The organism is Bradyrhizobium diazoefficiens, from assembly GCF_016616885.1.
Classification (GTDB): Bacteria; Pseudomonadota; Alphaproteobacteria; order Rhizobiales; family Xanthobacteraceae; genus Bradyrhizobium; species Bradyrhizobium diazoefficiens_F.
Genome location: NZ_CP067102.1, coordinates 2,239,306 through 2,259,906, shown reverse-complemented (window position 1 = coordinate 2,259,906; position 20,601 = coordinate 2,239,306). Strand labels below are relative to the sequence as shown.

The window sequence follows — 20,601 nt, the reverse complement described above, 5'->3', positions numbered from 1 at the left end:
GCCGCTGTCCAGCCTCGAGGAGAGACCATGACCACCAAGACCTTCACCAAGACCGCCCCGCCGGAATGGCTTCTGGCGATGTGGAAGGAGATCGACGACAAGACCTTTGGCAGGGGTTTTGACTGTTTCGCCGAAGATGCGACCTGCAATCTCGGCGTCGCCGACTGGCGCGGCCGCGAGGCGATCCGCAACAATCTGCGGCAATTCATCGACCGCGGCTTTACGGCGCTCCACGACGTGGTCGAGTTCTGGGATAGTCCGGAGCTCAAGATCTTCCACGGCAAGGTCGCGATGCGCTTCGACGACCCCAATATCGCAGCCGTGAGACCGACGATGGTCCATTTCTTCTATATGGACGAAAAGGATCCCACCAAGGTCAAGCACTGGATCGGCGCTGTGGGACCGACCGGCTTCTAGCTGATGTGCCGCCGAGATACGCTCGGCGGCGCAAGCCCCATCGCGATGACAGGACCGGCCTCGTCAACGGACGAGGCCGGTCCATTTTCGACCAGATGAACCGGACGTGTTCGGCCGGCGCGTTCGCTGTGCTAGGCGATATACTTCGAGCGCAGCACCGCGATCATCGCAACGGCGGCTGTTGCCGCCGCGTCCATCTACCTTGGTATAGTGGGTCGAACCCTTGGGATAGGCGCCGTTTACTTCCGTACAATTGAGCATGGAATGCGGAGGGCTTAACGTGGATGCATTGGGCGCCTTTGGCGCTGGTGGCATGGAACCTCCCTAACCTTGGCGCAAGGCGGCCATCCCTGTCCGGTCGTCTGCGCCGTTTTTTTTCAGCAAGCCATCGACGCCTTCAGAGTTTTCCGGCTGACACACCGCACCATTTCGGCTGGACCGTCCGGCTTTTCTGCGGAACGCGTGACGGTCGTCTCCACGCTCTCCACTTAGCCCCCCATGGTCGCCGACGACCTGCGCCGCCAGACGGATGTCTTCATTGATTTGGCGGAGCTGAAACCAAAAGTGGGTCATGATCCGGCCGACCGGCCGGGATCGCGCGAGATGCGTCAGCCACCGCAAATCCTCCCGCGCGGAACGATCAAACGCGACGACTGGGTAGAGTGATCCTGCTGGACCGCCGACGGATCAATCAAACGTCGAAGAACACCGTCTCATCCGGTCCCTGCAGGTTGATCGTGAAGGAATACACGGCCTTGCCGGCGCGCTCACTGCGCGTGGCCATCAGCGTCTTGCGGCGTGCCGGAGGCTCGACCAGATTAAGCACCGGATCGGCGGCGTTGGCCGCCTCCTCGTCCGAGAAATACAGCCGCGTGTTGAGCCCGATATTGATGCCACGCGCGACAATCCAGATGTTGACGTGCGGCGCGCATTTGCGCCCTGCCTTGTCGGTGATGGCGCCCGGCTTGATGGTTTCGAAGGTGACAAGCCCACTCTCGAAATCCGAGCCGCCGCGGCCCCAGCCGCGGAAATTCTCGTCCAAAGCGCCGGCAGAGCGATCGGCCGGATGATTGTAGCGGCCGGCCGCGTTGGCCTGCCAGATCTCGAGCAGCACGTCGCGCAATGGCGTGCCGCTGCCGTCGATCACCTTGCCTTCCAGCGTGATGCGTTCGCCTTGCGTATTCGGCGTCACGAGCACGTTGGAAAAGTTCTTCTCGAAAATGTCGAAGCCGGCCATGGCCGGAATCAGGCCGATATGGACGTAGGGCCCGGCGGTCTGCGAGGCGGTTTCCTTGAGATAGTTGAGCGGCTGCGGCATTGGCTCAGTTTCCTTCGGAACGATTTTCAAAATAGGTGGAGCGCTGGCCGCGCAGCACGATGTCGAAGCGGTAGGCAAGCGAGTCGAACGGCGTCGAGGCGTTGAAGTCGAGTGGCGCCACCAGGCGATCGAGCGCGTCCTTGTCCGGGATCGTCGTCAGGATCGGGCAGACCGGGATCAGGGGATCGCCCTCAAAGTACATCTGCGTGATCAGCCGCTGCGCAAAGCCCGAGCCGAACACCGAGAAGTGGATGTGGGCGGGACGCCAGCTGTTGACGAAATTGCGCCAGGGATAGGGTCCGGGCTTCACGGTGCGGAAATAATAGTAGCCGGTGTCGTCGGTCAGCGCGCGGCCGCAGCCGCCGAAATTCGGATCGATCGGCGCCAGATACGTGTCCTTCTTGTGCCGATAACGGCCACCGGCATTGGCCTGCCAGAACTCGACCAGCGTGTTCGGCACGCCGCGGCCGGTCTCGTCCAGCACGCGGCCATGGACGATGATGCGCTCGCCGACGGGATCGCCGTCCTTGGCGTAGTTGCGGATCAGATCGTTGTCGAGCGGGCCGAGATCGTTGTGACCGAACACCGGCCCCGTGGTCTCCGAGATCGAACTCTCCAGCGACAGCAACGCCTGGCGCGGCGAACGCAGCACCGAGGATTTGTAGCCGGGCGCGTATGCTGGCGGATGGATGGTGCGGTCGCGCTGGAAGAAGCCGCCGTCACGCGGGGTGAACGGCTCTGGGCGGTTGAAGCGGGGATCCCTTAAGGCTGGCGCCTGGGCATTCATCGGCGTTGTCTCTCCCTTCGACTGCGGCTTATCGGGAGATAATGGGTCAGGCTATTCCACAGATAAATAGATCGATTATACTGCCGCCGTCCGGCATCGACATCGTGCAGAAGCGATTGCTGAGCGATCATTACGTCTGTTACTACGATCCCAAGGCGCGCGCTGCTCCGGCCAGCCGCAGCACCTATCTCGCGGCTCGTCACATCACCGTGGTCTACACCGACAACGAGCGGCTCGACTTCGACCGCCGGCTCGCCGCGAACGGCTTCCACCGCGACATCGCTGGATTCGCGCGCAACTGGAATCGGTGGCTGCGACGGTCGCCGCCTGAATCTGACGCGCCGATACGAGGTCCTGTCGGAGCGGGATCAGGCGCGGGCGCAATTGGCGGCGGTCCACGCCTCGACCCTCATGGCGGGTGACCGCGCCGCTGCGCTGGACCAAGGAGTTGTTTCAGCGGAGACGGCAATGCTTCGCCGGGTGCCAAGCGATGGCCAGCCCCTCGCCAAACCCACTGGTTGCGCGCGGGCGGCCACGCTAGAATTCGGCCATGACAGTGACCGATATTGCGAGCCGAACCTACAATCACAGCTGGCGGCTGGATCCCATCATCCGCAGCCTGCTCGATACCGACTTCTATAAGCTGTTGATGTTACAGATGATTCGGGAATCGTACCCGGATCAGCAGGTGACTTTCTCGGTCATCAATCGCTCGCGCCATGTGCGGCTTGCCGAGATCATCGACGAGGTCGAGCTACGCGCCCAGCTCGACCACGCCCGCACCATTCGCTTCACCAAGAAGGAATTGATCTGGCTTGCCGGTAACACCTTCTACGGCAAGACCCACATGTTCTCGGCGGACTTCATCCGTTGGCTCGCCGAATTCCGCCTTCCCGAATACGAGCTGCGCAAGGTCGAGGGCCAGTACGAGCTGCATTTCCACGGGCCGTGGACCCACACCACAATGTGGGAGATTCCGGCGCTCGCGATCCTCAACGAATTGCGCTCGCGCGCGGCGATGAAGGGGCGCGCCCGCTTCGAGCTCGACGTGCTCTATGCCCGCGCCAAAGCCAAGCTGTGGACCAAGGTGGAGCGGCTGCGCAAGCTGGAGAATTTGCGGTTGTCCGACTTCGGTACCCGCCGCCGCCACGGCTTCCTCTGGCAGCGCTGGTGCGTGGAAGCGGTCAAGGAGGGGCTGGGCTCGTCCTTCATCGGCACGTCCAACGTTCTGCTCGCGATGGACAACGATCTCGAGGCCATCGGCACCAATGCGCATGAGCTGCCGATGGTCGCGGCCGCGCTCGCCAAGGACGACGAGGAATTGCGCTGGGCGCCCTATCGCATTCTCGACCAGTGGCGCCAGACCTATGGCGGCAATCTGCTGATCGCGCTGCCGGACGCCTTCGGCACCAAGGCCTTCCTGCGCGATGCGCCCGAATGGGTGGCCGACTGGACCGGCTTCCGCCCTGACAGCGCGCCGCCGATCCAGGCCGGCGAGGAGATCGTCGCCTGGTGGGAGAAGAAGGGCCGCAATCCGAAAGACAAGCTGCTCGTGTTCTCCGACGCGATGGACGTCGGCTCGATCGAGGAGACCTATCACCACTTCTCCGGCCGCGTGCGGCTCTCGTTTGGCTGGGGCACCAACCTCACCAACGATTTCGTCGGCTGCGCGCCGGACGGTTCGTTCAATCTCGATCCCATCTCGCTGGTCTGCAAGGTGACGTCGGTGGACGGACGTCCGGCCGTGAAGCTCTCCGATAATCCGGAGAAAGCAACCGGCATGCCCTCGGAGATCGAGCGTTATCTGCGCGTGTTCGGCGATGCCGGCCGCGTGCGCAAGCCGGTGCTGGTCTAGTCCCGATCCAATTCCTCTCAATCGAGTAAATCGCAAAGACCGGATTCGCGGCATCGGCGCGCCGATGACGCGCTGGTTCCGGCTCTGTGGCATTTGCTACGATCTGCGCGCATCCACTTCACAACGCTTTCACTCTACGACACAGCCTCCGCGTCTTTCAGGTCGAGTTAAGCAACCTTCTCCTCTACTTTGCGTTGCAGGCGCAACGCTCCGCTGGGGTCGTTGAGTGACTTGGGGAACGCAGTGCTTCGCAGAACAGCAACGTCGGTGAAGGGACGGACCTTCCTTCACGTCATCAAGCTCGTCTCGCCCTTCGTCATGGTCGTCGTGCTTCAGGCAGCGATCGCGGGATTCAGCTTGGAGGTGATGTCATCGGTTCGCGCCTATGTCGCGGGCGAGGCGATGTGGTCGCGCTCGCAGAAGAACGCCGTCTATTTCCTCAACCTCTATCTGCATTCGGGCCAAGCCAGCCAGTTCGCGCAATACCAGACCTCGCTCGCCGTCCCGATCGCCGACGAATATGCAAGATGGGCGCTCGAGCGCGATCCGGTCGATGTCGAGATCGCCCGCATTGGCTTCCTGCAGGGCGGCAACCACCCCAATGACGTTCCCGGCCTGATCTGGCTGTTCCGCTATTTCAAGCAGGTCAGCTTCCTCCGCGAAGCGATCGGGGAATGGGCTGCCACCGATCCGATGCTGCTGGAGCTCAGCGTCTTCGGTGAAGTCATCAAGGGTGAGCTGAAAAATGGCCCCATTCGGGACGGCGACCGTGTGCAATTCCTGTCGTCGCGGCTATCCGAGTTGAACAGGCAGTTCACGGGGCATGCCGAGCGGTTCTCGACCGTGCTCGGCGAAGGTTCCCGCGCCATCAAGTTCACGCTGACGTCCTTGAACGTCGCCAGCGCCGCGAGCCTGATCCTGCTCCTGATCTGGCATACGCGGCGACTGGTGCTGCAGCGTCAGGCGTTCGAGGATGCGCTGCGTGCCGAGAAGGAGCGCCTCGCCTTTCAGGCCTCGCACGACTGGTTGACTGGTATCGCCAACCGGCGGGCCTTCGAGGCGCGCCTGCAGAGCGAGCTCGATGGCCATCGTGACGATTCGCTCAGCCTGATCCTGCTCGACCTCGACCAGTTCAAGAGCGTCAACGACAGCTGCGGCCATCTCGCCGGCGATCGGCTGCTGTGTCAGGTCGCGCGCCTGCTGCAGCAGGATCGGCACCCGCATGATCTGGTCGCGCGGCTCGGCGGCGACGAATTCGGACTGATCCTGCCGCGATGCGCGCCCTACGACGCGGTCGACATCGCCGAGCGGCTGCGGCGGTCGCTTGAGCTGTTCAATTTTGCCTGGGACGATCGCTGCTTCGCAGTGACCGCCAGCATCGGCGTTGCCTTGATTGCCGACGCCAACACTACGCTTGAAGAGGCGATGCGCCGGGCGGATGCAGCCTGCTATCGCGCCAAAGAGAAGGGGCGCAACCGGGTTCAGGTCGACAACGGAAGACCGGACGTCGTTCTCGTCACCGCGAGGCGCGAAGCTGCTCGCGCGTGACCGTCGCCTTATCGCGCCGGCAAGATCCCGAGACCCAGGAGATGCGCGTCAAGGAACTGCGTGACCTGCTGGCGCAGCATCTGCGGCGGCACGGCGACCATGCGCTCTTCAAGGCCGAGCGAGATGATCCCATGCACTGCGGAAAACAACGTACGCGACAGCAATGCGATTTTCACGTCATCCGCATCCGGTAGCACACGCACCAGAGGCGAATGCATCAACGCGAAGGCGTCCATCACCATCTGAAGAATGTCGTCGGGATAGGGACGGTCGTCCTCCATCCGATGCTCGAACAGCGAGCGCAACAGATTGGCGTTTTCGGCGAAGAATTCGAGATAGGTCTCTGCCAGACCATAGAGCTGGCGGACCGGATCCTCAGCCGGAACACCTCGCAGCCGCTCCGTCAGCGCCTGAACCGTCTCCCGGTTGACCGTCAGGATCACCCCGTCGAAGTCGCCGAACTCGTTATAGACGCTGCCGACCGAGCAGCCGGTGGCGTCGGCCACGTCCCGAACCTTTAACGATCTCAATCCTTTAGACGCGATAATGCTGCGGGCGATCTCCAGGATTTGGAGACGCCGTCGATTCTTTTTTTGGTCCCGCAGCGATTCTTCTTGAACATTGTTCATTTTCAAGCTACTCACGTGAACATTGTTCAAATTAACCTGGAGCCCTGCAAAATGCAAACGCTCGCTGTTGATATCGCCTCCACCTTCGTCGATGACGCCGCGGCCCTCGTCAGCGGTTTCGGCCGCGCGCTGCTGCGGGTCGTCATGGCCCCGATCGATCGGATCGCAAATGCCTGCGACATTGCCGGCGTACTCGCTGAGCGCCGCGCGACCTTCCGGATGTGGCGGACCAGCCGCGCCGGTGCCCGCCAGAAGCGCCGCCACTTCAGCCTGCTCGGCCGCGTCAACCCCTTTCGTCATCTCCCCCACCTCACCTGAGGAGAAGCCGGAGCGCATGCGCGTCCACTCGAATGCGAGGACCGGCCGCAACATAGGACTTACTATGTCCGGACATTCGTGGCCGATTCCGCTGATGTCAGAGATGCCGTTCAGATTTTGCTTATCGGCCAGGGCGATATCCCCGTAAGCGCGGCATTTCGGCCCGAAACTGCGGCCACAACCGGATATTTGCGAACCTAACGAGACCACCTGGAGACCAAAAGGATCGGAAGGACCGAGGGGACACAGCTGGCCGGCGACGATCGTCACCGTGCAATCGCTCTCCCACAACCTTCCGGTCGTGACGTTTCACCGACAACGCGAACAACCTCAGGCTGCCTTTCCAAAACAGGACTCGTCATGATCAGGGATTTGATGTCGTCACGCCGCTTCGCGCCGCTGTTCTGGGCGCAGTTCTTCTCGGCGCTCAATGACAACGTGCTCAAGAACGCACTCGTCATCATCCTGCTTTACAGTGCCGCGACCGGCCACGGCGATGCGCTGGTGACGGTGGCAGGCGCCGTCTTCATCTTCCCCTATTTCATCCTGTCCGGGCTCGGCGGCCAGCTCGCCGACAAATACGTCAAGTCGGTCGTCGCAAGGCGGCTGAAATTTGCCGAGATATTCGCTGCGGCCTTCGCCGCCGCCGGCTTCTTCCTGCATTCGGTGCCGCTGCTGTTCGCGGCGCTTGCGCTGTTCGGCATCATCGCCGCCCTGTTCGGCCCTGTAAAATACTCCATGCTGCCGGACCAGCTCGAGCTCGGTGAGCTCGCGACCGGTAACGCGCTGGTCGAAGGCGCGACCTTCATGGCCATCCTGCTCGGCACCGTCGCGGGCGGCCAGTTCGTGGCCGGCTCCGCCCATATGGGCTGGGTCGCATCGGCCGTGGTCGTGCTGGCCCTGTTCTCATGGGCCTTTGCCTCCCGCATTCCGCAAACAACGCCCTCCGCGCCTGATCTGCCCGTCGATGCCAATCCCTGGACCTCGACGCTCAGCCTGTTGAAGACGCTCTATGCTGACCACCGGCTGTGGGACGGCACCGTGATCGTCTCCTGGTTCTGGCTGGTCGGCGCGATCGTGCTGTCGCTGCTGCCGGCGCTGGTCAAGGACGTTGTCGGTGGCAGCGAAGGCGTGGTGACGCTGTGCCTGGCGATCTTCGCGATCGGCATCGCCGTCGGCTCGCTGTTTGCGGCCAGCCTGAGCCACGTGCGCCCGAACCTCGCGCTGGTCCCGATCGGCGCCATCATGATGGGATTTGCCGGTATCGACCTCGCCTGGGCCATCGGCGTCACCGTGAAGGGGAACGACATCGCCGCGGTCGATTTCGCAACCTCGTTTGCGGGCCTGCGCATGCTGATCGACTTCGTCGCCTTCGCTTTCGGCGGCGGACTGTTCGTCGTTCCATCCTTCGCCGCGGTGCAGGCGTGGTCGGCTCCGAACGAGCGCGCCCGTATCATCGCCGCTGGCAACGTGCTGCAGGCCGCCTTCATGGTGATCGGCTCGCTGTTCGTCGCGCTGTTGCAGGCGGGCGGATTGCATGTCGGCTGGATCTTCCTCGGCCTGGGCGTCGCAAGCTTCGGCGCGGTCTGGTTCGTGCTGACGAAATGGGGCAAGGAAGGCGTGCGCGATTTCGGCGGGCTCCTGTTCCGCTCCCTGTTTCGTACCGAGGTGCGCGGGCTCGAGAACCTGCCGCCATCAGGAACGCGCATGTTGATCGCACCCAATCATGTGAGCCTGATCGACGGCCCGCTGCTGCACGCCGTGCTGCCGATCGACGCGAGCTTCGCGGTCGATACCGGCATCTCCAAGGCGTGGTGGGCCAAGCCGTTCCTGCGTGTGGTCAAGCACTACACCATGGACCCGAGCAAGCCGCTGGCCGCACGCGATCTGATCAAGCTCGTCGCCGCCGGCGAACCGGTCGTCATCTTCCCGGAAGGACGGATCACGGTCTCTGGCTCGCTGATGAAGGTCTATGACGGCACCGCGATGATCGCGGACAAGGCCGACGCCGTGGTCGTGCCGGTTCGCATCGAGGGCGCCCAGCGCTCGCATCTCAGCTATCTCAACAGCAGCCAGATCAAGCGCTCGTGGTTTCCGCGGGTGACTGTCACAATCCTGCCGCCGGTCAAGCTTCCGGTCGATCCCGCGCTGAAGGGCAAGGCGCGCCGAAATGCTGCGGGCGCGGCGCTCCAGGACGTCATGATCGACGCGATGGTCAAGAATGCCATGCTCGACCACACGCTGTTCGAAGCGCTAGGCCACGCCTATCGCGACCGTGACACCGGCAAGGTCATCGTCGAGGACGCGCTCGGCACCAAGCTGACCTATCGCAAGCTGATCCTCGGCGCGCAGGTCTTGAGCCGCAAGCTCGAAACCGGCACCGCGGCCGGCGAAAATGTCGGCGTGCTGCTGCCGAACTCCGCGGGCGTCGCCGTCGTCTTCATGGCGCTGCAAAGCATCGGCCGCGTTCCGGCGATGCTCAACTTCTCCGCCGGCCCGGTCAATGTCCTCGCGGCCATGAAGGCCGCGCAGGTCAAGACCGTGCTGACCTCAAAGGCGTTCATCGAGAAGGGCAAGCTCGACAAGCTGATGGCAGCGATCTCCGCGGAGGCGCGCATCGTCCATCTCGAGGACGTCCGCGCCTCGATCGGCACGGCCGACAAGATCAAGGGCCTGCTTGCGGGCACTGCGCCGCGCGTCGCCCGCCAGGCCAACGACCCAGCCGTTGTGCTGTTCACGTCGGGCTCGGAAGGTACCCCAAAGGGCGTGGTGCTGTCCCACCGCAACATTCTTGCCAACGCCGCGCAGGCGCTGGCGCGGGTCGATGCCAATGCCAATGACAAGGTGTTCAACGTGCTGCCGGTGTTCCACTCATTTGGCCTGACGGGCGGAATGATGATGCCGATGCTCGCGGGCATCCCGATCTATATGTACCCCTCGCCGCTGCACTACCGCATCGTGCCCGAGCTGATCTATCAGACCGGCGCCACGATCCTGTTCGGCACCGACACGTTCCTCACCGGCTACGCTCGCTCGGCGCACGCCTACGACTTCCGTACCCTGCGCCTGGTGATCGCCGGCGCCGAGGCGGTCAAGGACCGGACGCGGCAGGTGTTCATGGAGCGCTACGGGATTCGCATCCTCGAAGGCTATGGCGTCACCGAGACGGCGCCGGTGCTGGCGATGAACACGCCGATGGCCAACCGTCCCGGCACCGTCGGCCGCCTCTCGCCGCTGATGGAAAGCCGCCTCGATCCGGTCCCCGGCATCGAGGAGGGCGGACGTCTCTCGGTGCGCGGACCGAACGTGATGCTCGGCTACCTCAGGGCTGAAAATCCTGGCGTGCTTGAGCCGCTAGCCGAGGGCTGGCACGACACTGGCGACATCGTCGCGATCGACCCGGCCGGCTTCATCACCATCAAGGGCCGCGCCAAGCGCTTTGCCAAGATCGCTGGCGAAATGGTCTCGCTGTCGGCGGTCGAGAGCATCGCCACGACCATGTGGCCGCAGGCCGCCTCGGTCGCCGTGTCGATCCCCGACCAACGCAAGGGCGAGCGCATCGTGCTGCTGACGACGGAGAAGAATGCCGAGCGCAGCACGATGCAGGCCCAGGCCAAGGCGATCGGCGCCTCCGAGCTGACCGTTCCCGCAACGATCATGGTGGTCGACAAGGTGCCGCTGCTCGGCAGCGGCAAGACCGACTACGTGACGGCAACCACGATGGCCCGGGAGCAGGCGACGGCATCGGAGCGGGAAGTTGCGTAACGCGCAGCCCATGGCCGTCGTACCGGCGCATGCGCGGTGCGATGGCGTGGTGCTGCTGCATGGCATCGGCGTCGGCTCCTGGACGTTGAAGAAACTGGATCGAGCGCTACAGCGCCGCGGCTTCGCGACGCTCAATCTCGATTATTCCAGCCGCAAGAAGCCGCTTGAGGCACTCGCGGAGGAGATCCACACGCCGATCGCCGCATTCGTCGAACAATGCGACGGCGCGATCCACTTCGTCGCCCATTCCATGGGCGGGCTGCTTACGCGGATCTACATCGCGCGATACCGGCCGGCGCGGCTTGGCCGGGTCGTGATGCTGGGGACGCCCAATGGCGGCAGCGAGGTCGCCGATCTGTTGAAAGACCTGTCGCTCTACCGCGCCGCTTTCGGTCCGGCCGGCTTGCAGCTTACCACCGCCCAAGACCCGGTGCTTGCTGATCTGCCGTTGCCCGATTACGCGATTGGCATCATCGCCGGATGTCGCACCATCGCGCCGATCGCCTCGACCTTTGTTCTGCCGCGGCCCAATGACGGCAGGGTTTCAGTCGAGAGCGCGAAGCTGGCCGGGATGGCCGACCACATCATCGTCAAGGCGTCGCACACCGGACTGCCGCGCCACGACGTTGCGATCGAGCAGACGATCGCGTTTCTGCACGACGGACGGTTCGCTCCGGTCACTTGAGCAGGAGATAGCGGACCGGGCTGTCGTCGCACTGACCTGTTCCGCACTCCAGCACGGTGGACAGGAGATTTGCGGCAACCAGCAACATGAAGATTGCGAAGACCGCGTTCGATGCCGGGCCGTCCACCGGCGCAGCGCCATCTCGCTCGCCGGCCACATCCTTCAGGACGAAGACGAGTGCGACATAGCAGACGATGCCGACGGCCGCGATCAGCGCCCAGGTGTAGAAATGTAGCCCGAACAGCGCCGAGCCGTATCCGGCATCGCCTGGCGCAAGATGCAGGGACACCTGCCGGAGCGAGATGAAACCGGTGACGAGGCTCGCGACAAGGATCATCGCATAGTGCGACCCACGCTCACCGAGGCGCAGGTTGAACAGGAAGCCCATGCCGATCGCAATAAACCCTGCCCGCTGCAGAAGGCAAAGCGGGCAAGGCAACTCGCCAAGCGCAAGCTGATAGACAAATGCGACGGTCAGGACCAGCGAGATCCCGAGCAGGCCCAGCATGTTCAGGACCGCGCCGACCGATCGTTGCCCGCTCATCTCCGCAGTGCTCATCTCGCCACCGTCAGAACGAAAATTTCAGCGGGTCGGTCGCGTGATGGAAGAACCATGCGACCGTGACGATGATGGTTGCACTCCAAAGCCCGTAGCTCAGTCCCGCGCGCGAACGCCAGACGCACACACAGCCTGCGAGCGCCAGCAGAAACGGCAGAAACATGTACATGAGCGCGGCCTCCCCAGCGATTCGCTCTCCGTGAACGGCCCAGAGATACGTCAGCCCCGCACACCCCTCAAGAGCCGGCTTCGCTGCGCCGCTCCTGCGCGTAACGCACCAGCGCCGCGAAGCGGTAGATGCCGTGCACGAACTTGCCATAAGGCATCGTGATGAACAGTGCGAACACCGCGCCAAGATGCAGCGCCAGCAGCGGCCCCATGCCGGCTGTCTCGCGCAGGAGCAGAAGCAGCATTCCCGTGAACCCGGTCAGGAACAGCATGGCGATGAAGCCGACATCCATGCCGTAGCGATTCTCGTCGAGCAGCTCAGGCGCCCGGCGCGATTTGGCGACGAGCAGCCCGATGGGACCGACGATAAGGCCGAAGCCGCCGAGCGTACCCAGCACGACCGGCAGATCCCACCACGGATACGGCGCCTCGCGGCCGAGCAGATAGTGGTACAGCGTAGCGACCGAGGTCGCGGCAAAGCACAGCAGGAAGCCGTAGAACGTCAGATGATGGAAAAGCTTGCGCCGGTCAGTCGGCTTGTCGTCTTCGTTGTAGCAGCCGACACCGCCACCATGGAGATAGCGCAACTCGCCGGCATCGCGGATTGCCTGGAAGATCGAGCCGCCGTCGGCCCGGCCGCCGATCGGCGCGCCGATGTCGCGCCAGAATGCGCGAACGCTCATGACCAGTGCGAGGATGGCATAGAGGAACGCCGCGCTGAACAGCGCGGCCATCGCGTTGTGCGGCATCAGCTTGTAGAACGCGCCCGGGCCGGTGTGGACGCCGAATAGCACGCTGCGATCGTTGAGGGCCGCGAAGCCGAAGATGAAGGCGGCCATACTGAGCGCGGCGGTGACGCTGATGACGAGCCCGTTGCGCGTGAAGGCGCCGGACAGCGCCTGCGGCCAGGCATAGGCCGCATAGGACTCGGCGCGTGCGACCGCCAGCGTCTGCGGGACGTTGACGTTGAATTCGTGCGGCGGCGAGAACTGGCAGTCGACATAGCAGGCGCCGCAGGAATGGCAGAGGTTGGCGAGATAATTGAGGTCGCCATCGGAGAAGGCGCGACGCATCTCCATCGCGGGAAATACCGCGCAAAGACCCTCGCAGTAGCGACAGGAATTGCAGACCGTCATCAGACGGTCGGCTTCGTCCAGGATTTTAGTTCCGTGCATGTTTCGCCGCTTCCCGTCCTGCGATCCGCCCGAACACGCTGCCGATGGTCATACCCATGCCGGCGGCATAGCCCTTGCCGAGCACGTTGCCGGCCATGATCTCGCCCGCCGCGAACATGTTGGCCGATGGCTTGCCGTCAGCCATCTGCATCCGCGCTTCCTTGTTCACGCGCGTGCCGAGATAGGTGAACGTGATGCCGGGCCGCACCGGATAGGCGAGATAAGGCGGCGTCTCGATCCGGCGCGCCCAGTGCGTCTTGGGGGGCGTGATGTCCTCGGTCACGCAATCGTCCAGGATCGTATGATCGAAGGTGCCTGGCCGCACCGCGGCGTTGAATTCGGCGATGGTCTTTTCCAGTACGGCCGGGTCGAGCCCGAGCTTGCCGGCAAGCTCGGCGATGGTCTGCCCGGCGATCGGTGGAAACAGCGTCGGCATGAAGCTGGTGACGACGGTGGAGTCGAAGATGATGTAGGCGATCTGGTCGGGCTGCGCCGCGACCAGCCGGCCCCAGATCGCATAACGCTTCGGCCAGATATCCTCGCCCTCGTCATAGAAGCGATGCGAATGCTTGTTGACGACGATACCGAACACGACGGAATCGTGGCGCGTGATGATGCCGCCGTCGAATTTCGGTGCGCGGGCGTCGATCGCGACCGCGTGGCATTGGGTGGGATCGCCGACCTCCTGCACGCCCTTGTCGAGCAGCATCTTCAGGATCGAGCCACGATTATAGGGCGTGCCGCGGATCAGGAAATTATCGGCGGCCTCGCCCCAATATTGCTTCAGCCATTCGATGTTGGCCTCGAACCCGCCGGCGGCAGCGACCAGCGACGTCGCGCGGATCTCGGTTTCGCCGTTGATCGGCCGCTTCAGGCACGCGGCGAGGAACATGCCATCCTCGATCACGAGGTCGATGACCTCGGCGTCGTATGCGACGTCGACACCGAGCCTCTCGGCGGTGCGATAGAGCGCGTTCAGCATGGCGCGGCCGCCGCCGAGGAAGAAGGAGTTGGTTCGACCCAGGCTCAGCGTGCCGCCGAGGGAGGGCTGCCAGCGCACGCCCTGCTCCACGATCCAGTTCAGGATATCCTTGGACTCCCGGATCATGTGACGGGCAAGCACCTCGTCGGTCTGCCCTCCGGTGACGCGCAGCAAGTCCTCCCAGAACTCCTCCTCGGTGTAGGGGCCGGTGAGGATTTCGGTCGCGGCGTCATGGGCGCAACGCATGTTGCGGGTGTGACGGGTGTTGCCGCCGCGATAGAACTTTGGCGCGCCTTCGAGCACCAGCACCGAGGCGCCGCCGCGGCGCGCGCTGATCGCTGCGCACAGCGCCGCGTTGCCGCCGCCGATCACCAGCACATCGTATTTGGTACCCATGCCGTCTGTCCGATGCGACCAAGTTAGAGACATTCTGCCCGCAGACCCTGGTCAAACCGATCCGCCATTGCGTACTATTGTATACAAATATATACAGAGGCAGCAAGCGGCGTCTCTGCATGAGCAGGATGCGCATTGCGAGCCCGAGGATTCATGGCCAGACGCCCGGCAAAGACAGGCGGATCGATCGTCCGTGGCGGTGGCGTAGCGCTGGGCGAAGCGGTGTTCCGTTCGCTCTGCGAGGCGCTCCAGGCCGGCAGCTACCGCGCTGGCGATCGCCTGCGTGAGGAAGAGGTCGCCCAGCGACTGAAGGTCAGCCGTACGCCGGTGCGGGAGGCGCTTGGCCGTCTCGCGGCGCGCGGTTTCGTCGAGCCCGCCGGCGGCCGCGGGCTGATCGTGCGTAACCTCGACATCTCCGAGGTACTCGAGCTCTACGCCATGCGCGAGATCATGGAAGGCGCCGCCGCCCGCCTCGCCGCCGAGCACGCATCTGCGCCGGAGGTCCACGCGCTCAGGGATATCGAGCAGGCCTTTGTCGAGGCGTCCGAGACCGATGCCGCGGAGATGGCGCGGCTCAACCGCGCCTTTCACGAAGCCATCTGCCGCGCCGCGCGCAATCGCTATCTCGATAATGCCTCGCGCGAATTGCAGGACTGGATCGCCTTGCTCGGCCCGACCACTTTCACCGTGACAGGTCGTCCCTCGACCAGCCACGGCGAGCACCAGGCCATCATCGAGGCCATCGCCGCGCGCGACGGCGACAAGGCCGAGCAACTCGCGCGCGCGCATATCCGCGAGGCGCTGCGCTGCCGGCTCAAGCTGTTGCAGAAGCAGTAGGCGGCAGGCTCACGCGAGCACATCCGCTGCAATCGCCTTCAGGACATCCCGCACATCGGCTGGCTTCATCCGCACCTGCAGGCCGCGCTGGCCGCCATTGAGATAGACCAGGTCATGGGCGAGAGCGCCCTGCTCGATCACGGTGCGCACCGGCTTGCGCTGCCCGAACGGGCTGATGCCGCCGACCTTGTAGCCGGTGACGCGCTCGGCCTCCGGCGGCTTCATCATTTGGGCCGACTTGCCGCTCACGGCCGCGGCGAGCCTTTTCATCGAGACCTCCTGGTCCGACGGAACGATGACACAGACCGGCTTGCCGTCGACCTGCGCCATCAGCGTCTTCAACACACGCGCGGGGTCCTCGCCGAGCGCGGCCGCGGCCTGAAGGCCAATGCTCTCGGCATCAGGATCGTAATCGTAGGCGTGGACGGTGAAAGCGATGCCGGCGGCTGTGAGCGCACGGGTAGCTGGGGTGACCTTGGACATGCGTCACGTGTACCACCGTGGGGCAGGCTGGCACCACACAATCACTGTCATCGCCCGGCTTGACCGGGTGATCCAGTACTCCGAACCGGTTGTGCGCTCCCTACTCGGCCGCGTCCCGCATCTCCGCGCGTTCCGCCCTCGCCGCGCAGAACTTGAACTCTGGAATCTTGCCGAAGGGATCGAGCGCCGGGTTGGTGAGCAGGTTCGCCGCCGCCTCCGCATAGCAGAACGGCATGAACACCATGTTCTCCGGCACGTCGCGATCGGAGCGGACCTTGACCTCGACGGCACCGCGGCGGGTCTCCAGACGAATGAAGTCGCCGGGCACGAGCTTCTTCCTGCGCATGTCCTTCGGTGACATGAACGCGACGGCCTCCGGCTCGATCTGGTCAAGCACCTGGGCGCGGCGGGTCATCGAGCCCGTGTGCCAGTGCTCCAGCACGCGGCCGGTCGAGAGGACCATCGGATATTCGTCGTCGGGCACTTCGTCCGGCGGAATGATATGGGCCGGCACGATCTTGCCGCGGCCGCTCGCGGTCGGGAAGCCCGTGGTGAAGATGATCTCGTTGCCGGGCTTGTTCGGATCGTCAGCCGGATAGGTGACGGCGCCTTCGCGCACCAGCCGCTCCCAGCTGATGTTCTTGAGCGACGGCATCAGTTCCGCCATTTCGGTATAGACCTCACCCGGACCGGCGTAATTCCACGGCAGACCCATACGCTTGCCGATCTCCTGGATGATCCAGAGATCCTGCCGCGCATCCCCGGGCGGCTTGATCACCTGGCGCGCGAGCTGAACGCGGCGGTCGGTGTTGGTGAAGGAGCCTTCCTTCTCCGCAAAGGCCGAGGCCGGCAGGATGACATCGGCGTGGAACGCCGTCTCGGTGACGAAGAGGTCCTGCACCACGAGATGATCGAGCATCGCGAGCGCCTGGCGTGCATGCTGCAAATCAGGATCGGACATCGCGGGGTTCTCGCCCTCGATATACATGCCCTTGATCTCGCCGGCGTGGATCGCGTTCATGATCTCGACCACGGTCAGGCCGCGGACGGGATCGAGATCCTGCTGCCAGAGCTTCTCGAAACTGCCGCGCAGATCGTCGCGGCCGACCGGCTGATAATCCGGAAGGAACATCGGGATCAGGCCGGCGTCGGAGGCACCCTGCACGTTGTTCTGGCCGCGCAGTGGATGCAGGCCGGTGCCGGGGCGGCCGACCTGGCCGGTGATCAGCGCCAGCGCGATCAGACAGCGCGCATTGTCGGTGCCGTGGACGTGTTGGCTGATGCCCATGCCCCAGAAGATGATCGACGATTTCGCACGCGCATAGGTTCGCGCAACCTCGCGCAGTGTCTGCGCCGAGACGCCGCAGATCGCCTCCATCTTCTCTGGCGTGAACTCCTTGATCTTCTCCTTGAGGTCTTCAAAACCCTCGGTATAGCCGGCAATGTACTGGTCGTCGGTCAAGCCTTCGGTGATGATCGTGTTGATCATCGCGTTCAGCATGGCGACGTCGGAGCCCGGCTTGAACTGCAGATGCTTGGTGGCGTGGCGCGACAGCGTCTGCCGGCGCGGATCCATCACGAACAGCTTGGCGCCGTTCTTGGCGGCGTTCTTGATGTAGGTCGCAGCGACCGGATGGTTCACCGTCGGATTGGCGCCGATCACCCAGATCACTTCGGCGTCCATGGCGGCCGAGAACGGCGCGGACACCGCGCCCGAGCTCAGGCCCTCGAACAGCGCCGCCACCGACGAGGCGTGGCACAGACGGGTGCAATGGTCGACATTGTTCGAACCAAAACCGGTGCGCACCAGCTTCTGGAACAGATAGGCCTCTTCGTTCGAGCCCTTGGCCGAACCGAAGCCGGCCAGCGCCTTCACGCCCTTCTCGTCGCGGATCTTGACGAGACCCTTGGCGGCGATGTCGAGCGCTTCGTCCCAGCTCGCTTCACGGAAGTGGGTGAACGGATTGGCGGGATCGACCTGATCGTTGGCATCCTTCTTCGCGTTCGGCAGCCGCACCAGCGGTTTTGTCAGGCGATGCGGATGGTGGATATAGTCGAAGCCGAAGCGGCCCTTGACGCAGAGGCGGTTGTGATTGGCGGGGCCATCACGGCCCTCGGCATAGATCACCTTCTCGTCCTTGACCTCATAGGTCACCTGACAACCGACGCCGCAGAACGGGCAGAGCGAATCCACCTTCTTGTCCGCGTAAGTCACGCGGGTCTGCTTGTCGTCGAGCATCACGGCCGGCATCAGCGCGCCGGTCGGGCAGGCCTGCACGCATTCGCCGCAAGCGACGCACGTCGACTCGCCCATGGGATCGTCGAAATCGAACACGATTTTCGAGCCGTGATTGCGATAGGCCATGCCGATGACGTCGTTGACCTGGACCTCGCGACAGGCGCGGACGCAGAGGCCGCACTGGATGCAGGCGTCGAGGTTGACGCGCATCGCCGGATGGCTGGCATCGGTCTCCCAACGCTCGGCCGCAGGGAAACGGCTCTCGGTCACGCCCGTGGTTTCGGCCCAGTGCCAGAACTTTGAATCCGGATCGTGCGAAGTCTCGCGCGCCGGCTGGTCGGCAACCAGCAGCTCCATCACCATCTTTTGTGCTGACACTGCACGCGCGGATTCGGTCTTCACCTTCATGCCGACCGACGGCGTGCGCTTGCAGGACGCCGCGAGCACGCGCTCGCCCTCGATCTCGACCATGCAGGCGCGGCAATTGCCGTCGGGGCGATAATCGGGCGCGGGCGAATAGCAGAGATGCGGAATCTCGCGGCCCTGGCGCTTTGCGACCTGCCAGATCGTCTCGCCGAGCTTGGCCTCGACCTGCTTGCCGTCGAGCTCGAACGTAATCCTGGTCATTCGGCCGCTTCCTTGAACTCGTCAGGGAAATATTTGATCACGGAGGACAGCGGATTCGATGCCGCCTGTCCGAGCCCGCAGATCGAGGCATCGCGCATCGCCTGGCTCAATTCTTCCAGCAATGCGCGGTTCCAGACCGGCTTCTGCATCAGCTGCGCCGCCTTCTGGGTTCCGACGCGGCACGGCGTGCACTGGCCGCAGCTCTCGTCCTCGAAAAACTTCATCAGATTCAGCGCGGCTGCGCGCACGCTGTCCTTCTGCGACAGGATCACGATCGCGGCCGAGCCGATGAAGCAGCCGTATTTCTCCAGGGTGCCGAAATCGAGCGGGATGTCGTCCATCGACGCCGGCAGAATGCCGCCGGACGCGCCGCCCGGGAGATAAGCGTAGAACTGATGGCCATCGGCCATGCCGCCGCAATATTCGTCGATCAGTTCGCGCACGGTGATGCCGGCGGGTGCGAGCTTCATGCCGGGGTTTTTCACGCGCCCAGAGACCGAGAAGCTGCGCAGGCCGTGACGCTCATGGCGGCCGTGGCCCTTCCACCAGTCGGCGCCCTTCTCGACGATGTCACGCACCCGCCACAGCGTCTCGATGTTGTTGATCAGCGTCGGCAGGCCGAACAGGCCGACCTGGAACGGATAGGGCGGCTTGTGCCGGGGCAGGCCGCGCTTGCCCTCGATGCTCTCGAGCAGCGAAGACTCTTCTCCGCAGATGTAAGCGCCGGCGCCGCGGCGCATGTGCAGCGTCGGACCACCCGCGGGGAGTTTCGCGAGCTCCCGCTCCAATATCTCGCGCGAGGCCGGATATTCGTCGCGCAGATAGATGTAGACGTCCGCGGCCTGCACCACATGCGCGCCGATCAACATGCCCTCGATGAAACGATGCGGATCGCTTTCGAGATAGACACGGTCCTTGAACGTGCCGGGCTCGCCCTCGTCGCCGTTGATCGCCATCAGCCGCGGGCCGGGTTCGCCCAGCACGGCGCGCCATTTGCGGCCCGTTGGAAAACCGGCGCCACCGAGGCCGCGCAGCGAGGCGTCGTCGAGCGCCTTCAGCAGATCGTCCTTCGATAATTCGCCGGAGCGCACCCGATTGAGCAGCTTGTAGCCACCGCCGGCGACATAGGCGTCGTAGTCGACATATTTGGGCAGATGCGCATGGGTGTCGCCAGCCTTCGCCGCCGCCATCACATTGCCGACGGTCGCATGGTCGACGAAGTTGTGCCCAACCTCTGCGGCCGGCGCGGTATCGCAGCGGCCGACGCAGGGCGCGCGCACGACGCGGATGCCGGGCCCCGCGGCGTCCTGCAGATCCTCGAGCAACTTCTCGCCGCCGAGCATCGCGCAGGTCAGCGAGTCGCAGACGCGGATCGTCAGCGGCGCGATGTCAGGCTCGCCTTCCTTCACCACGTCGAAATGCGCGTAAAAGGTCGCGGTCTCGAACACTTCGGCGAAGGCGAGCTTCATCTCGTCGGCGAGCGCGGCCAAATGCGCGGCTGAGATCTGGTGATATTTGTCCTGGATCAGGTGCAGATATTCGATCAGCAGATCGCGCCGCCGCGGCTTGTCGCCGAGCAACTGCTCGATCTCATGCGAGGCGGTCGGATCGACCTGCCGCCCCTTCGGCATGGCCTTGGCACGCCGGCGCCCCTCGCCCGGATGCTCGAATTCCCTGACCTTGTGAACGTCGTCGTTGCTGCTCATGGAAACGTCGCGTTCTCCTCAAAAGCGCGATGATCTGGTTCTCGCCGGACGCAACTCTAGCCTCTGGTATGCCAGATGCAAGGAAATTTAGAACGACTCCATAACGA

The 20,601-nt window shown here is 64.0% G+C and carries 16 protein-coding genes and 2 pseudogenes; 8 read left to right on the top strand and 10 right to left on the bottom strand.

What is annotated here, in order from left to right; translation table 11 throughout:
- The first annotated feature begins 27 nt into the window (after positions 1–27).
- Together JJC00_RS10195 and JJC00_RS10190 are read left to right on the top strand one after the other, a co-directional pair.
- Positions 28–417 (top strand): nuclear transport factor 2 family protein, encoded by a 390-nt coding sequence (locus JJC00_RS10195; RefSeq protein WP_200472447.1) that lies wholly within the window; start codon positions 28–30, stop codon positions 415–417.
- 459 nt (positions 418–876) lie between these two features.
- Positions 877–1,083: pseudogene (locus JJC00_RS10190) on the top strand (NYN domain-containing protein); the annotation flags it as partial.
- A gap of 25 nt (positions 1,084–1,108) precedes the next feature.
- Here the strand turns inward: JJC00_RS10190 and pcaG are convergent.
- Entirely contained in the window at positions 1,109–1,735 is a 627-nt protein-coding gene (gene pcaG / locus JJC00_RS10185) for a protocatechuate 3,4-dioxygenase subunit alpha (RefSeq protein WP_200472446.1), read from the bottom strand.
- A 4-nt stretch (positions 1,736–1,739) separates the two neighbouring features.
- Positions 1,740–2,522, bottom strand: coding sequence for a protocatechuate 3,4-dioxygenase subunit beta (pcaH, locus tag JJC00_RS10180; RefSeq protein WP_200472445.1), 783 nt, complete (start codon positions 2,520–2,522; stop codon positions 1,740–1,742).
- 80 nt (positions 2,523–2,602) lie between these two features.
- On the opposite strand from pcaH, the pseudogene JJC00_RS10175 reads away from it, so the two are divergent.
- The 3 genes and pseudogenes from JJC00_RS10175 to JJC00_RS10165 all read left to right on the top strand — a co-directional run.
- Positions 2,603–2,806 (top strand): annotated as a pseudogene (locus tag JJC00_RS10175) (LysR family transcriptional regulator); the annotation flags it as partial.
- A 266-nt stretch (positions 2,807–3,072) separates the two neighbouring features.
- The gene (pncB, locus tag JJC00_RS10170) at positions 3,073–4,377 is read left to right on the top strand and encodes a nicotinate phosphoribosyltransferase (protein WP_200472444.1); all 1,305 of its coding nucleotides are present in this window, start codon (positions 3,073–3,075) and stop codon (positions 4,375–4,377) included.
- A 243-nt stretch (positions 4,378–4,620) separates the two neighbouring features.
- Positions 4,621–5,925: a GGDEF domain-containing protein gene (locus JJC00_RS10165; protein WP_200472443.1), complete on the top strand. Its 1,305-nt coding sequence runs from the start codon at positions 4,621–4,623 to the stop codon at positions 5,923–5,925.
- Between the two features lie 8 nt (positions 5,926–5,933).
- On the opposite strand, the gene JJC00_RS10160 is transcribed toward JJC00_RS10165, so the two are convergent.
- Positions 5,934–6,554: a TetR/AcrR family transcriptional regulator gene (locus tag JJC00_RS10160; protein WP_200474065.1), complete on the bottom strand. Its 621-nt coding sequence runs from the start codon at positions 6,552–6,554 to the stop codon at positions 5,934–5,936.
- A 678-nt stretch (positions 6,555–7,232) separates the two neighbouring features.
- Here JJC00_RS10160 and JJC00_RS10155 point away from each other — a divergent pair.
- Both JJC00_RS10155 and JJC00_RS10150 read left to right on the top strand, forming a co-directional pair.
- Positions 7,233–10,637, top strand: coding sequence for an acyl-[ACP]--phospholipid O-acyltransferase (locus tag JJC00_RS10155; protein ID WP_200472442.1), 3,405 nt, complete (start codon positions 7,233–7,235; stop codon positions 10,635–10,637).
- A 10-nt stretch (positions 10,638–10,647) separates the two neighbouring features.
- Entirely contained in the window at positions 10,648–11,322 is a 675-nt protein-coding gene (locus JJC00_RS10150) for an esterase/lipase family protein (protein WP_200472441.1), read from the top strand.
- Here JJC00_RS10150 and JJC00_RS10145 read toward each other — a convergent pair.
- From JJC00_RS10145 to tcuA, 4 genes are all read right to left on the bottom strand, one after another.
- The gene (locus JJC00_RS10145) at positions 11,315–11,866 is read right to left on the bottom strand and encodes a disulfide bond formation protein B (protein ID WP_246774161.1); all 552 of its coding nucleotides are present in this window, start codon (positions 11,864–11,866) and stop codon (positions 11,315–11,317) included. The genes JJC00_RS10150 and JJC00_RS10145 overlap by 8 nt on opposite strands.
- A gap of 25 nt (positions 11,867–11,891) precedes the next feature.
- Complete coding sequence (locus JJC00_RS10140; protein WP_200472439.1) at positions 11,892–12,050, bottom strand: DUF5993 family protein; 159 nt, start codon at positions 12,048–12,050, stop codon at positions 11,892–11,894.
- Positions 12,051–12,117: 67 nt separating this feature from the next.
- Complete coding sequence (gene tcuB, locus JJC00_RS10135) at positions 12,118–13,224, bottom strand: tricarballylate utilization 4Fe-4S protein TcuB (RefSeq protein ID WP_200472438.1); 1,107 nt, start codon at positions 13,222–13,224, stop codon at positions 12,118–12,120.
- The gene (gene tcuA, locus JJC00_RS10130; RefSeq protein WP_200472437.1) at positions 13,211–14,602 is read right to left on the bottom strand and encodes an FAD-dependent tricarballylate dehydrogenase TcuA; all 1,392 of its coding nucleotides are present in this window, start codon (positions 14,600–14,602) and stop codon (positions 13,211–13,213) included. The genes tcuB and tcuA overlap by 14 nt, the downstream gene beginning before the upstream one ends.
- A gap of 153 nt (positions 14,603–14,755) precedes the next feature.
- On the opposite strand from tcuA, the gene JJC00_RS10125 reads away from it, so the two are divergent.
- Entirely contained in the window at positions 14,756–15,439 is a 684-nt protein-coding gene (locus JJC00_RS10125; RefSeq protein ID WP_200472436.1) for a GntR family transcriptional regulator, read from the top strand.
- Between the two features lie 9 nt (positions 15,440–15,448).
- Here JJC00_RS10125 and ybaK read toward each other — a convergent pair whose 3' ends face one another.
- The 3 genes from ybaK to JJC00_RS10110 form a co-directional block, all read right to left on the bottom strand.
- Positions 15,449–15,922, bottom strand: coding sequence for a Cys-tRNA(Pro) deacylase (ybaK, locus tag JJC00_RS10120; RefSeq protein ID WP_200472435.1), 474 nt, complete (start codon positions 15,920–15,922; stop codon positions 15,449–15,451).
- Positions 15,923–16,022: 100 nt separating this feature from the next.
- Positions 16,023–18,788, bottom strand: coding sequence for a formate dehydrogenase subunit alpha (gene fdhF, locus JJC00_RS10115; RefSeq protein WP_200472434.1), 2,766 nt, complete (start codon positions 18,786–18,788; stop codon positions 16,023–16,025).
- The gene (locus tag JJC00_RS10110) at positions 18,785–20,494 is read right to left on the bottom strand and encodes an NADH-ubiquinone oxidoreductase-F iron-sulfur binding region domain-containing protein (RefSeq protein WP_200472433.1); all 1,710 of its coding nucleotides are present in this window, start codon (positions 20,492–20,494) and stop codon (positions 18,785–18,787) included. The genes fdhF and JJC00_RS10110 overlap by 4 nt, the downstream gene beginning before the upstream one ends.
- Positions 20,495–20,601 lie beyond the last annotated feature (107 nt).